This window comes from Lysinibacillus sp. UBA5990, from assembly GCF_002429815.1.
Taxonomy (GTDB): Bacteria; Bacillota; Bacilli; order Bacillales_A; family Planococcaceae; genus Lysinibacillus; species Lysinibacillus fusiformis.
In genome coordinates this window covers 618136-631529 of the sequence record NZ_DJAY01000011.1, presented here as the reverse complement: position 1 = coordinate 631529, position 13394 = coordinate 618136, and the positions used below count along the sequence as shown (strand labels likewise).

The 13394-nt window shown below is 37.7% G+C and carries 13 protein-coding genes; 1 reads left to right on the top strand and 12 read right to left on the bottom strand.

Annotated features, from left to right (window positions below; translation table 11 throughout):
- Positions 1-32: 32 nt before the first annotated feature.
- The gene (locus B3D94_RS10590) at positions 33-1127 is read right to left on the bottom strand and encodes a Leu/Phe/Val dehydrogenase (protein WP_008179924.1); all 1095 of its coding nucleotides are present in this window, start codon (positions 1125-1127) and stop codon (positions 33-35) included.
- Positions 1128-1515: 388 nt separating this feature from the next.
- Between B3D94_RS10590 and B3D94_RS10585 the strand changes: the two genes are divergently transcribed.
- Complete coding sequence (locus B3D94_RS10585; protein ID WP_008179922.1) at positions 1516-1752, top strand: DUF2627 family protein; 237 nt, start codon at positions 1516-1518, stop codon at positions 1750-1752.
- Positions 1753-1798: 46 nt separating this feature from the next.
- Here the strand turns inward: B3D94_RS10585 and B3D94_RS10580 are convergent, their stop codons facing one another.
- The 11 genes from B3D94_RS10580 to B3D94_RS10530 all read right to left on the bottom strand — a co-directional run bounded on the left by B3D94_RS10580 (position 1799) and on the right by B3D94_RS10530 (position 13391).
- The gene (locus B3D94_RS10580) at positions 1799-2527 is read right to left on the bottom strand and encodes a glycerophosphodiester phosphodiesterase (protein WP_291757273.1); all 729 of its coding nucleotides are present in this window, start codon (positions 2525-2527) and stop codon (positions 1799-1801) included.
- Entirely contained in the window at positions 2520-4091 is a 1572-nt protein-coding gene (locus B3D94_RS10575) for a DUF342 domain-containing protein (RefSeq protein ID WP_291757272.1), read from the bottom strand. The genes B3D94_RS10580 and B3D94_RS10575 overlap by 8 nt, the downstream gene beginning before the upstream one ends.
- A gap of 333 nt (positions 4092-4424) precedes the next feature.
- Positions 4425-4610: a hypothetical protein gene (locus B3D94_RS10570; RefSeq protein ID WP_069481917.1), complete on the bottom strand. Its 186-nt coding sequence runs from the start codon at positions 4608-4610 to the stop codon at positions 4425-4427.
- Positions 4611-4615: 5 nt separating this feature from the next.
- Positions 4616-4873, bottom strand: a complete 258-nt coding sequence (locus B3D94_RS10565) for a hypothetical protein (RefSeq protein WP_291757271.1) — start codon at positions 4871-4873, stop codon at positions 4616-4618.
- A gap of 227 nt (positions 4874-5100) precedes the next feature.
- Positions 5101-5892 (bottom strand): sporulation transcription factor Spo0A, encoded by a 792-nt coding sequence (spo0A, locus tag B3D94_RS10560; RefSeq protein ID WP_069481919.1) that lies wholly within the window; start codon positions 5890-5892, stop codon positions 5101-5103.
- A 392-nt stretch (positions 5893-6284) separates the two neighbouring features.
- Positions 6285-7232, bottom strand: a complete 948-nt coding sequence (locus B3D94_RS10555) for a SpoIVB peptidase S55 domain-containing protein (RefSeq protein ID WP_008179909.1) — start codon at positions 7230-7232, stop codon at positions 6285-6287.
- A 121-nt stretch (positions 7233-7353) separates the two neighbouring features.
- Positions 7354-9045 carry a DNA repair protein RecN gene (gene recN, locus B3D94_RS10550; protein ID WP_193832526.1) on the bottom strand — a complete coding sequence of 564 codons (1692 nt, stop codon included), beginning with the start codon at positions 9043-9045 and terminating at the stop codon, positions 7354-7356.
- 33 nt (positions 9046-9078) lie between these two features.
- Positions 9079-9528 carry a transcriptional regulator AhrC/ArgR gene (gene ahrC / locus B3D94_RS10545; RefSeq protein WP_008179906.1) on the bottom strand — a complete coding sequence of 150 codons (450 nt, stop codon included), beginning with the start codon at positions 9526-9528 and terminating at the stop codon, positions 9079-9081.
- A 100-nt stretch (positions 9529-9628) separates the two neighbouring features.
- On the bottom strand, positions 9629-10447 hold the full coding sequence (locus B3D94_RS10540) for a TlyA family RNA methyltransferase (protein WP_193832527.1): 819 nt from the start codon (positions 10445-10447) through the stop codon (positions 9629-9631).
- Positions 10447-12348: a 1-deoxy-D-xylulose-5-phosphate synthase gene (dxs, locus tag B3D94_RS10535; RefSeq protein WP_069481922.1), complete on the bottom strand. Its 1902-nt coding sequence runs from the start codon at positions 12346-12348 to the stop codon at positions 10447-10449. Before dxs ends, B3D94_RS10540 begins: the two co-directional genes overlap by 1 nt.
- 161 nt (positions 12349-12509) lie before the next feature.
- Positions 12510-13391 (bottom strand): polyprenyl synthetase family protein, encoded by an 882-nt coding sequence (locus B3D94_RS10530; protein ID WP_291757270.1) that lies wholly within the window; start codon positions 13389-13391, stop codon positions 12510-12512.
- Between the last annotated feature and the right edge of the window lie 3 nt (positions 13392-13394).

Sequence of the window (13394 nt, the reverse complement as noted above, 5' to 3'; positions counted from 1 at the left end):
TGCGACTTCTCCAAATTTTCAAACCTTGTATATTAGCGACCGTGTAAAATATTTTTTTCATTTTTTAAGAATTGGCTGCGAGATTTTGCCACACGCGCAATGCGTTCTTCAGCTAAACGATTCGCTGCCACATATGTTGGAATGCCATCTCGTTTTGAAATAGCAAAGATCTTTTCAATACTATCATAAATACCGTCAACGCGTTTCAAAGCACGTTCACGATTATAACCATATAATTCATCCGCAACGTTAATAACTCCACCAGCATTAATGACATAATCTGGTGCATAGACAATACCTAATTCATGTAGGTAATCACCATGACGTGAATCTTTTAACTGGTTATTAGCAGATCCAGCAATTACTTTTGCTTTTAGTTGTGGAATTGTTTCATCATTTAATATAGCACCTAAAGCACAAGGTGAGAAAATATCAACGTCTTGCGCGTAGATTTCATCTGGAGCTACTGCAATTGCGTCAAAATCATTTACAACTCGATCAATTGCTGCCTGATTGATATCTGTTACAACAAGTTTTGCCCCTTCATTATGTAAATACTCGCAAAGCTTGTAAGCTACATTTCCTAGACCTTGTACAGAAATTTTTAATCCCTCTAATGATTCTGAACCAAATGCTTCTTTTGCAGCCGCTTTCATACCACGGTAAACTCCATACGCCGTTACTGGAGATGGGTTCCCTGATGAACCGAATGCAGGTGAAATTCCTGTTACATAATCTGTTTCCTCATGGATTAAATCCATATCTGTTACCGTTGTACCTACGTCTTCTGCAGTAATATAACGGCCATTTAAGCCTTGGATGAAACGACCTAATGCACGGAACATTTCTTCGTTTTTATCTTTAAATGGGTCACCGATAATGACCGTTTTTCCACCGCCAAGGTTTAAACCAGCTGCCGCATTTTTGTAGGTCATGCCTCGTGCTAAGCGCAATGCGTCTTCAACCGCATTTTCCTCTGAAGCATATGTCCACATACGTGCCCCGCCTAATGCTGGTCCAAGTGTTGTATCATGGATAGCGATAACCGCTTTTAACCCTGATGCTTCATCTTGGCAAAATACCAATTGTTCATAATCATACTTTTCCATATACTTGAAGATTTCCATGAAACTCGCCCCTTTGCTTTGGAAAGTGCATCCCCAAATGCCCGTCCCAATCAAGTTTTATCTAACAATTCTTTCCCTTGTTGTCCTCTTCTCAGCAAAATACTGAGCCCCATTTTCCAGTAGGTGTTTAGACCCTTATACAGGAAGAAAAAAATTGTTTAGTAATGGATAATATTGCTCCACTTATTTTTACAATACTGACAAATTCACAATTTCGCAACTATTATTACACATTCTTATTTAAGTAAGAATTTTCTAAACATTCAGTAACAAAAACCATTTTATATCCCGCCTAGCTTTGCGGAATAAATATTATATTGATGATACCCTTTCTTGACATTCCCCCATCCACAGGTACAATTAATCATAGGAATAAGGAGGGGTATACATGGCCCGTTTAGCTGCATTTATTGTAATGCTTATTCCAGGTCTTATGGCTGCAGGCGGCATTAAATTTATGCGTGATACATTATTTGGAAAGCTTCTTTCGCCTTTCCCATTTTTATGGCTACAATTTGTAGTGGGTGTTATTTTCTTTGTGATAGGCTTCGGCTTTTTCGCAGGATTTTTACTACATCGTGACCGCAAAAATGGAAAAGTAGCACCTCGCTTCCAAAAAAAATAAAAACAGCTATCCAAATAAGTCACACGGACTTACTGGATAGCTATTTTTATATTCGCTGCTGTGTAGTAATGACTTTATCAGGGTAATCCGTAATCCAACCTAAAACAGCATGGTGTGGATTCGTTAAAAACGGTTCATTACCATCAATTGCATAAAAACGACAGGCTTTGCCGCTTGTAACGCAAGCTTCTAAATATCTTGGCTTGTAGTATCTTTTATGCATATGAACAGTATCAGCCGCTTTATAATCAGCTAACAAATCCCATTTTAATTTTTTCGTGGCTATTAGCGCCGTTTCATATTCAGGCCTTTGTTTTTTCACAATTTCCAGTAATTCATAATGGAATGATGAGAAGTGGCTCCCTGTTGGTAATGAGAGCCCTTGAAGAAAATCTTTTAGTCCACTTTGATTGTCTAGAATGGTTGATTTTAATTCAATATTTAAAGGGAGCTTATTTGTTTTAGCCCATGCTAAAACTGCATCAAATGCTGGCATTTTAGCCGATGAAAAAAGACGCCTCCAAGGCTTTCCGAGTTTAAAGCGTAATAACTCTTCCATCGTACAATCACTCACCAGTTTATTGATACCTACTAATCTTGACAATTGTGGATCATGGTACACGATTGGACATCCCTCTTTTGAAAACTGGATGTCTAACTCAATGCCATCAGCCCCAAGCTCCAATGCCTTTTCGAAAGCTTTAAAGGTATTTTCAAGCGCATAGGCCGAAGCCCCTCGATGTGCAAACACTGGAATATAGGACAAATTAGACATTTAACTCACCAAACTCTAGCAGAAATTTCCCATTGGTCATTTTGCTTAATAAAGATGATTTTTTACCAATTTGAATATACGTCCCCGGATGCGCTTCCTTTGTTACAACAATCTCTTCTTTTCCAATATGACGCATTTCGTCCATTATCAGTTTAATTTCACGATCTAAGGTAACAGCTTCTGCCTTTAACTTTGTTAAAGCTTGCTTTGTCTCTTCAAAGGATGCTGTTTGTTCTTTAGACATTTGGTTGAGGAATGGTAATAAGCTTTTCATTTTGGCCTCATGGGCTGCAATTTCTGATTGTAACTCTTTAAGCTGAACAGCTTTTTCCTGCATCATCGAATTATTTTCTTGTTTATTAACACTTTCAATAATCAAATCCGTTCGACGTTCCAATCTGTTACCTGAAATGGCAGTGACAATCGTATTTTTAGCTACAGCACGTCCTCCAATAATTTTACCTTTTCGTTCGTCCACAAAAACAGAATGAGCGGAAAGTTGTGACCCTAATGCATAGAAGCCTATATGGATACTATCCGCCGCAAATAAATTTGCTTCATTGACATGTTTGACAAAAATATTGCCGCCCGCTTCCACAACTGTTGAGCCCAGACCAAAAATGCCTCCGCGAATATAAACATCGCCTTCAATAGATTTAATTAGTTTGGCACCGCTTACACCTTCAGCACCATCAATGGAAATATCGCCAGTTGCAATTACCGTATAGCCATTTGTTACTGTTCCTTTAATACTAAGAGAACCATTAAATTCTAGATTTCCTGTTTCAACGCCCACATCACCGTTAATAGGTAGGTGTCTGTTTACACCAATCATACCTTTTACATCATCTAGAACACCAGCAATTTTCGAGCGGATCACAATTTTCCCGTCCTCTTCCACTTCATATGCTGATTTTGTATCGTATCGGATAGGAAAATCCCGTCCTGGTGCAGCAGCCACTACCTCACCTAGCACATTTTTCCCTGGTTTACCTAATGTAGCAGGAATCTTTTCACCTAGCCATGAGCCTTCTGAAATTTCTGAGATAAAATTCATATCAAAGTAATCCGCTTTTCCATCATCACGAATGACCGGTTTTCTCTCCGGTTTAGGTAAGTATGTAATTTGTGCATCCGTGCCAGCTATTGGTGGTTGCCCCTGTGCAATCAAAAATGCTTTTCCTGGTTCAGCCTTCGAAATATCAAAATCTAATATTCCATGCACAATTTCATTTTCAGCAAGTGTTTCTTGTACTTGCTGTGTTAGCTTTTCTTTATGATTTGCCATATATTCGTTTGTTTCATAGATAAAAATAGAGGCTGACATTTTATCACGGGCAATTTCAGCTTCTATATTTGGAAGCCAGCGACCAATTTCTACTGGACTTGTGTTTTGAGTTGACAGCACATTTTTTAAAATTGAAAAATTAGATAATTTAAGTCGCGGATGACTACGTAGGATGCTATCAAATTCTTTTAATGGGAATCCGGCACTAAAAGTAAGCATAAATACCTTGCCATTCTCTTCAGAAATTTCGAAGTTTTCATTTCGAACTAGAATCAAGCTACCTCCTCCTTCCCTCTATATGTAAGTATATACAATCCACTTACATTTGTTTAGAGACCATTGTCACTAACGAGAAAGAAAATAGTACTACTTAATCATTAAAACATCCAACTATATTTTATTTCCAATATATATAAATAGGTGTATAATACTAAAAAAATGTTTATTATTTAATTTTTTTAATAAAATTACCCTTAAATACAAGGTTATTCTATTAGGATAATTTGAACGAATCGTATTCCCTCTATATATATTATAGGATAGGATTGTCATAAAATTTAAATATTAAAGGGTCTTTGGAACTATAAAAATATCAGATATTAAGGCTCTTTATTCAAGATAACTCTTTATATTTCCAATTTGAAAGGTCGAACCAAGTTGTCCCAATTCCTCCTTGCTCATATATTGCATACTTATTTTACCGTCTAATACGAGTCGGACTTCAAATAAATGTTCCTCTAGTTGTGTAATTTCTATTGAGTCCATTCCATCTAATTGAAAGTTGACACTTTTCATTTTGATCACCTGCTTCTAATTATTTCTTCTATGCGAAGTCCTTTGTCGACTGCTGATTGAATATAACCACTTGCATAGTGATTTTTAGGGACATCTTTAAATTGCGTTACTCTTTGAGTACCATCCAACCCTAAAAGATTTCCAATTTCTACAATTGATTCTGCACGATTTGAAATCTTTTCTGCTACATTCACTTCTGAACCACTAAATGAAAGAATAGACAAAATTAATACAAAAAACAATGAACTTAACACTTTTTTCATATGTATCCCCTTATTTATACTTACATAGAAATCCAAAAACGCTATTACAAAAGTATCAACCTTTATAAGATTAGATTACCATCAAACCAAATTTTGAAAGGGGTTAATGATATAAAAAAATACGCCTTTCTAAACAGTGGTCACACTGTCTAAAAATGGCGTTATAAAAACTCGAGGTATAATTGCTATATCAGTTTTTCTATCGTTTATTGCTAAAAATTATACGTTTAGCTAGCCATCATGTCGATGCGGATTTTGTCTGCAATCATGGCAATGAATTCACTATTTGTCGGCTTGGATTTCAAGTGATGGACCGTATAGCCAAACATCGATGAAATGGATTCATAATTGCCACGATTCCATGCGACTTCGATAGCATGACGAATAGCACGTTCAACGCGTGATGGTGTTGTATTGAATTTCTTCGCGATTTCCGGATATAAAATCTTTGTCACAGATCCTAATAATTCAATATCCTCAAATACCATTTGAATGGCTTCACGCAAATAAGAATACCCTTTAATATGTGCAGGCACACCGATCTCTTTAATGATAGCTGTAATCGTGCTGTCTAATTGATGTTGATTTAATTTTTGAGGGACGGTAGGTTGTAAAACGCTTGTCTTTTTAGGAAGTGTCGCCTTCTGTCCAGCACAATGTAAAATCTTTTGCACTAATTGGTCAAATTCAAATGGCTTTAGCATGAAATAGGATGCCCCTAGATCTACAGCCTGCTTCATGACATCTTCTTGGCCAAAAGCAGTTAACATAATTACTTGGACTGATGACATTTTCTCATTTTGATACATCGATTCTAGAACAGCTAAACCATCAAGATGAGGCATGATTATATCTAGAAGTAAAACATCAGGTGTAAATTCCTCAAGCATTTGTAGACAAATTTTCCCATTTGAAGCCGTCGCAATAATTTCTATTTCGGCATGTCCCTGGAAATATTGCTCCATTGTTTTTAATAACTCACGATTATCATCTGCAATCGCCACTTTTACCTTTGTCATTTCAATTCCTCCTTCTGGACTTGCTTTGAACACTCCAAAGCGTTAACCTAACCCCTAAATGCCGTTTTTGGCACACTGTGGAATTTTCGACATTTTTGTTTAAAAACCTTTTTCATTTCCAAAAATGAGTATGTAGTCCGATACTTTCTTTTTATATCGACAAGTTGCGCTAAATATTGGCAAACTGTCGAAACGCTCTTATTACCTATTTTAGATAAAAAAATAAGATAAAACTACAGTTTTTTTAAATATCATGGCTCCTTTAGGTTATTATTAGAAATACTTGTTGAATTCAAGGTGTTTATAACATAAAGATAAAAATCCGCAAGTCTCCAGCGGCACCTGTTCTGCCTGCGGAAAATGCGGATTTTTACCAAATGCCATCCCTATATTTAAGAAGACTTTCTTAACATTTCGGCTACTGTTAGAGCTGCTCCCTTTTTCGGTTCCTCCACAAACATATGTGTTACAGCACCGACAAATCGACCGTCTTGAATGATAGGACTGCCACTCATTCCTTGCAAAATTCCACCAGTTTTTTCAATGAGCTTTTCGTCAGAAACTATAAATTCAAGTCGTTCATTTTCAACCTTTGTTATTTCAATGGAAAAAGTTTCGACTTTTCGGCCTTCAATAGCTGTATAAATTTCCGCTTTCCCTGTTTTTATATCTTTTTCATGCATAATTTCAATCGCTTTGGGTAATCTTTGTGGATAGCCTTCTTCCCAACGGCCAAAAATTCCATAAACAGTATTTTTATCTATACTGCCCAGACGTTCCTGATGTTTTTCAATGGAGGAAATTTTATAACCTGGTTGGCCAGGCGTACTTTTACGGATTTGTTGAATTGAAGCTAAAAATATGGAGCCAGCTCTAAATACAGGGGCCTCTTGTAGGGTTGAATCGACAATTTGATGACCTAGTGCACCATAGTTTTTTGTCTCTGGATCAATATAAGTCAGTGTTCCTACTCCATCTGTTTCATCTTTTAAGAAGGATATGATATGCTCTGCTTCTTGATTTTGTAATTCGAGTGTTACTTGTTTTCCGTCATTATTGATCGTCCATTTCTGTTGGCCTTCTTTAGCCATAGCTTGTTTGGCATCTGCCAGCGATTTTACAGGTATATCATTAATTTTTTCAATCACTGCGCCACCTTTCATCCACTGATTGGAAGCTAACAGTACATCATGCGCTACGAACACATGTGATAATTGAAGTTGGATTCCAATGGCTTCACCCATGGGTATAAGCTTTTTGGCGGCTAAAGCTTGTATAGGCATCACTAACAAAAAGATGAGCATAGGTAAAATGACTAATTGACGCCAACGACGATTCATACGACACCTCCTTTTCATTTTTGTCTTTTTACTATGTGTTGTTGTGGCGTTCTTATAAGCGGTAAATATTTGTGCAAAAAGAAAAAAACCAGAAACAGGTTCAACTGTTTCTGGAATATGGTTAACGCATTTGTTTTTTTCGCTCTTCTGCCATTGTTAGTAGCTCCGTTGCATGCTGTAGCGTTAAAGCAGTAATTTCTGTTCCAGACATCATCCGGCTGACTTCTTCAATCCGTGCCTTTTGATCAATTTCTGATAAAGAAGTAAATGTTCGATCATGCTCGACTTCTTTCTTAATAAAGTAATGATGATCAGCCATCGCAGCAACTTGAGGTAAGTGTGAAATACATAATACTTGTGAATTAATGGATACCGCTGCAATTTTTTCTGCAATGGCCTGTGCCACTCTTCCACTAACTCCTGTGTCTACTTCATCAAAAATGATGGATGTGATACCATTAGAAGAAGAGAAAATGGTTTTCAGTGCCAGCATCATTCGTGATAATTCTCCTCCCGAAGCAATTTTCGGTAAGGACTTTGGCGGTTCTCCAACATTGGTAGAAATATAGAAAATAATTTGATCTTTTCCATTCGCATCGAAATATGGTAATTCTTCAAAATTGACAATAAATTTAGCTTTTTCCATATGTAATTCACGTAACTCTGCCATAATGGCTTCACTTAACTGTTGGGCAGCAGCTTTACGCACAGTTGAAAGTTCTGAAGCAAGCTCATTAAGCACCGACTCCATTTCGAGCACTCTTCGTTCTTTCACCTGCAAAATTTCATCGCGATTTAGCAGTTCATTTAACTCTGTTTTTATTTTTTCGAAATACGCTAAGATATCCTCCATTGTCGAACCATATTTGCGTTTTAAATTTTGGAATAGTGCTAATCGTTGTTCTACCTCATTTAAACGCGCTGGATCAAACTCCAATTCATCTAATACATTTTTGACCTGATAAGCCGCATCTTGTAGTGCATAAAATGCCGTTGTCACTGCCTCAGAAGCTTCTTTGAATTGCTCGTCCACTGTTGCTGCATCGTCTAAGGCACCCATTGCATTACCAATCCAATCCAGACCTTTTGATTCTCCCTGAATGGCCTCATAGGCAGCACTAGAACGTTCAAAAATTTTATTGTAATTCATGAGACGACGGCGTTCATCAAGTAGCTCATCTTCCTCACCTAGCCTTAAATTGGCTTCTTCTAGCTCTTTTATTTGGAATTGATACAAATCAATACGTTGTGCCATCAGTTGTTCATCAATGGAAATCGAGGCTAAGTCCTTTTTCAGCAATCGATATTCTTCATATTGTTCGCTATATGTTTTTTGAATAGGCAACAGCTGCTCTTCTGCAAACTGGTCGAGTAAATTGATATGTTGTTTTTCATCCATCAGCTCTTGGTTTTCATGTTGGCCATGAATATCAATGAGACTCGCACCAATTTCTCTCAGTACTGATAATGGCACAAGTTTACCATTTACACGGCAAATACTTTTACCTGAATCGTTTAAATCACGACGTAAAATAACTGTATCTTCTTCAATTTCAATGCCCGCTTCTTCTAATTTTTTCAGCACAGGATGCGTGGAATTCGAAAGTTGGAATAAGCCACCTAATTCAGCTTTTCTTGCCCCATGACGAATAAATTCAGTATTTCCCCGTCCACCAGCAAGTAAATGAACCGCATCAATAATAATTGATTTACCAGCACCAGTTTCCCCAGTAAGTACGGTCAAACCTCCTGAAAAACTCACAGTCAAATCCTCAATGATAGCAAAGTTTCGAATACTAAGCTCTCTTAACACTAATTGTCACCTCTGAATCCATTTCCCCATTTTTTACAGCATGTCTAGTAAGCGATTCTTTGTATTTTCCCGCTCATTTTCATTTCGACAAATAATTAAAATGGTATCATCTCCAGAAATTGTACCTAAAATTTCTGGCCAATCTAAATGGTCTAGTAAGGATGCAATGGCATTCGCATTACCCGGAAGAGCTTTCATCACTAAAAAGTGTGATGCTCCATCAATGCTTATAAAGGCATCCGCTAATGCCCGATGTAATTTTTGCACTGGGTTAAATCGTTGATCAGCGGGCAAGCTATACTTATAGCGACCGTCCTGTAATGGTACTTTCACCAAATGTAGTTCTTTGATATCTCGTGATACTGTAGCTTGTGTCACATTATAGCCTGCATCTTTTAGGAAATCGACTAAATCATCTTGTGTTTCAATTTCATGATTAGCAATAATATCCCGAATCCGTATATGTCGTTGTCCTTTATTCATCGTAGCCACCTCTAATAAATAATTAAATATGTGTATAATCACACTACCATTTTCAACAAAAAAGCACAAGAAAAAACACGGCTCTATAAGCGAGCACGTGTTATTTTAAAGAATTATGCGCTTCTTCAACGAGTGCATTAAAAGCTGTATATGCAGGAATGTCTTCTTCTCCAATAGGATTCACTAAATGGAATAAAAATTCAATATTTCCTTCCCCACCTGTTATCGGGGAATAAGAAGCATCCTTCACAACAAATCCAATTTCTGTGGCCATTGCCGCTGTTTTTTCTAATACTTCGAGATGGACTTTTTTATCACGAACGATACCTTTTTTTCCAACTTTATCTTTTCCCGCTTCAAACTGTGGTTTAACCAATGCCATGACATCGCCACCTGGTAGCAATACTGTTTTTAACACCGGTAAAATTAATGATAAAGAAATAAAACTAACATCTATTGTAGCAAAATCAGGTAATCCTTCAGATAAATCTGCTGCCGTAGTATAACGGAAATTAGTTTTTTCCATGACGGTAACACGTTCATCCGATCGAATTTTCCATGCTAATTGATTGGAACCAACATCCAATGCATAGCAGTGTCTTGCGCCATGTTGCAATGCACAATCTGTAAATCCACCTGTAGAGGAGCCAATGTCAAGCATTAGCTTCCCTTCTACAGACATATCAAAAATTTGTAGGGCCTTTTCTAGCTTCAGACCACCACGACTAACATATTTTAAATCGGAGCCTTTTACTTGTAGAGGGGCATCGATAGCAATTTTTTCTCCTGCTTTATCGATACGTATTTCATTTGAAAAAACAAGTCCGGCCATAATGGAACGTTTTGCTTTTTCTCTTGTTTCACATAATCCACGCTCTACAAGTAAAATATCCACTCGTTCTTTTGGTTGTTTTGTCATTATTTATTTAAACCTACTTGCTGTTTTTGTTGAAGTAATACTTGCATACGTGCTACCGCATCCTCTGCTGTCATATGAATTTCTTCAAGCAGCTGATCAACGTTACCATGTTCGATATATTGATCCGGAATACCCATTCGATCAACAATTGCATTGAGATAGCCATGGTCGTGAGCAAATTCTAATACTCCGCTACCAAAACCGCCTTGTAAGACAGCTTCTTCAATCGTTAATATCGGTTTATGATTAGATAAAATTCGGTGAAGCATATCCTCATCCATCGGTTTGATAAAGCGTGCATTGACCACCTCGATATCAACACCTTGCTGCGCTAACATATCCGCTGCTTGCATGGCCATCGAAATCGTTGTGCCAAATGTCAAAATGGAAGCGTCTTTTCCTTCTCGTAAAACTTCCCAGCTACCGATTGGTAATGCTACAAGCTCATCATCTAGCGGGACGCCAATCCCATTACCACGTGGGTACCGTAGTGCAATTGGACCACCATCGTACTCAATAGCTGTTTTAACCATATGTTGCCCTTCATTCTCATCTTTAGGCATCATAATCGTCATATTTGGAATATGGCGAAGGAAAGCGATATCAAATACACCCTGATGCGTTTCACCATCTGCTCCAACTAAACCAGCACGATCAATACCGATAAAGACATTTAAATTAGGACGCGCAATATCATGCAACACTTGGTCATAAGCACGCTGTAGGAATGTTGAATAAATGGCTAAAAACGGCTTCATATTTTGTGTAGCTAAACCTGCTGCCATTGTTGCTGCATGTTGCTCGGCAATCCCCACATCGAAGAAACGATTTGGAAAATCTTGTTGTATACCTTGTAATTTTGACCCGACAGGCATAGCAGGTGTGATCGTCACGATTCGCTCATCTTCATGAGCAATTTTACGAACAGTTTCTGCAATTAAACTACTCCATGCTGGGCCTTTAGTCTCTGACTTAACAAAGGCACCATTTTCAATTTTATAAGGACCTGTTCCATGCCAATTTCCGATCGTATCGTCTTCAGCGGGTTTATAGCCCTTTCCTTTTTTCGTAATTACGTGAACAAGGACTGGCCCTTTCACTTTTTTTGCATGGGATAATGTCATTTCCAATGCTTCAAAATCATGACCATCAATAGGACCAAGATATTTAAAGCCTAACTCCTCAAAAAAGACACCTGACACCACTAAATATTTTAAGCTATCCTTAAGTCGTTCCGCAGTAGAAGCAAGCTTTCCACCTAATACCGGAATTTTATTAATAAGTGATTCTAGCTCTTCTTTGGCTTTTGAATACTCCTTGGCAGTACGCAAACGACCTAAAACACTGTGAAGCGCACCAACATTTGGAGCAATGGACATCTCATTATCATTTAGGATGACAATCATATTCGTTTTGGCATGACCGATATGATTTAACGCTTCAAGCGCCATACCGCCAGTTAAAGCGCCATCCCCAATAATAGGAATTACATAGTTATGTTCTTTTTTTATATCACGTGCTGCTGCCATACCCATGGCTGCTGATAAGGAAGTCGAGCTATGACCAGTTTCCCATTCATCATGTTCACTCTCCACGCGCTTTGGAAAACCACAAAGCCCTTTGAACTGACGAAGTGTGTCAAATTGACTCGCACGACCTGTTAAAATTTTATGCACGTAAGCTTGGTGGCCAACATCCCACAAAAACTTATCTTTTGGACTGTCAAACATTTTATGCAACATTATCGTAAGCTCGACTACTCCTAAATTCGGCCCGATATGTCCCCCTGTGACAGAACATTTTTCGATTAAGAAGGTACGAATTTCTTGCGCTACCTGCTCAAGCTCCTTCTTATTTAAGTTTTTTAAAAAGGATGGACTAGTTATTTTATTTAAATCCACCTTTCTCACACACCTTTTCAATAAAATATTCACCGCATTCGTTTTCACTATTATAGCAGTGTTATCAATATGCTAAAAGTACGAGCACTTCATTGTTTACAATTTGTAAACGTTCCCACCTATTCTAGCATATTCTTTTCCTTCAATGCCTTGATTTTCTCTTAGTTTTTACGATGAACAATATATGCCGCAAAGTCTCGTAATAAGCTAGCATCTATTGGTAATTGATCGAGTGCATTAATAGCATGTTGATAATGCTCCGCAAGCTTTTCTTTCGCTCCATTTAGCTTTAAAAGTGCTGGGTAAGTACTCTTATCACTAGCTACATCTTTCCCAGCCGTTTTTCCTAGTTCCTCTGTTGTTCCTTCGATATCTAAAATATCGTCTTGAATTTGGAAAGCTAGGCCAATGTGATGGGCATATTCCTTCAATGTAGCACGGTCTTGTTTAGATGCGTCTGCTAATACGGCTCCCGCTTCAATACTAAATCTTAATAAAGCACCGGTTTTATTAACATGGACTTGTTCCAGTTCAGTTAAATCAAGCTGACGCTGCTCACCTTCCATATCCAGTACTTGACCACCAACCATGCCCTCAGCACCTGCGGCAACGCTTAACAACTGAACAAGCTCAATTCGCTTTTCAGCCGTTAAATCCATGCGCGCTAAAATACCAAACGCCAATGTGTTTAATGCGTCTCCCGCCAGTGTTGCAAGTGCTTCTCCATAAACTTTGTGGTTTGTTGGCTTTCCTCTTCTAAAATCATCATTATCCATGCTTGGTAAGTCATCATGGATTAACGAATACGTATGAATGATTTCAATGACAGCCCCTACAATTAAACCATCCTGTAAATTTTTTTGATAAAACTCAAGGACAGCTAATACAAAAAGTGGTCGTATACGTTTACCGCCTGCCTTTAATGAATATAGCATGGAGTCCTTTAAATCTACTGGAGCATCAATTTTTGAAACAAGTGCAAACATAGTTTCTTCGATTTGTGGTATGTTGCTTTCGATAAAGTACTTTAATGGCTCATTCATTTC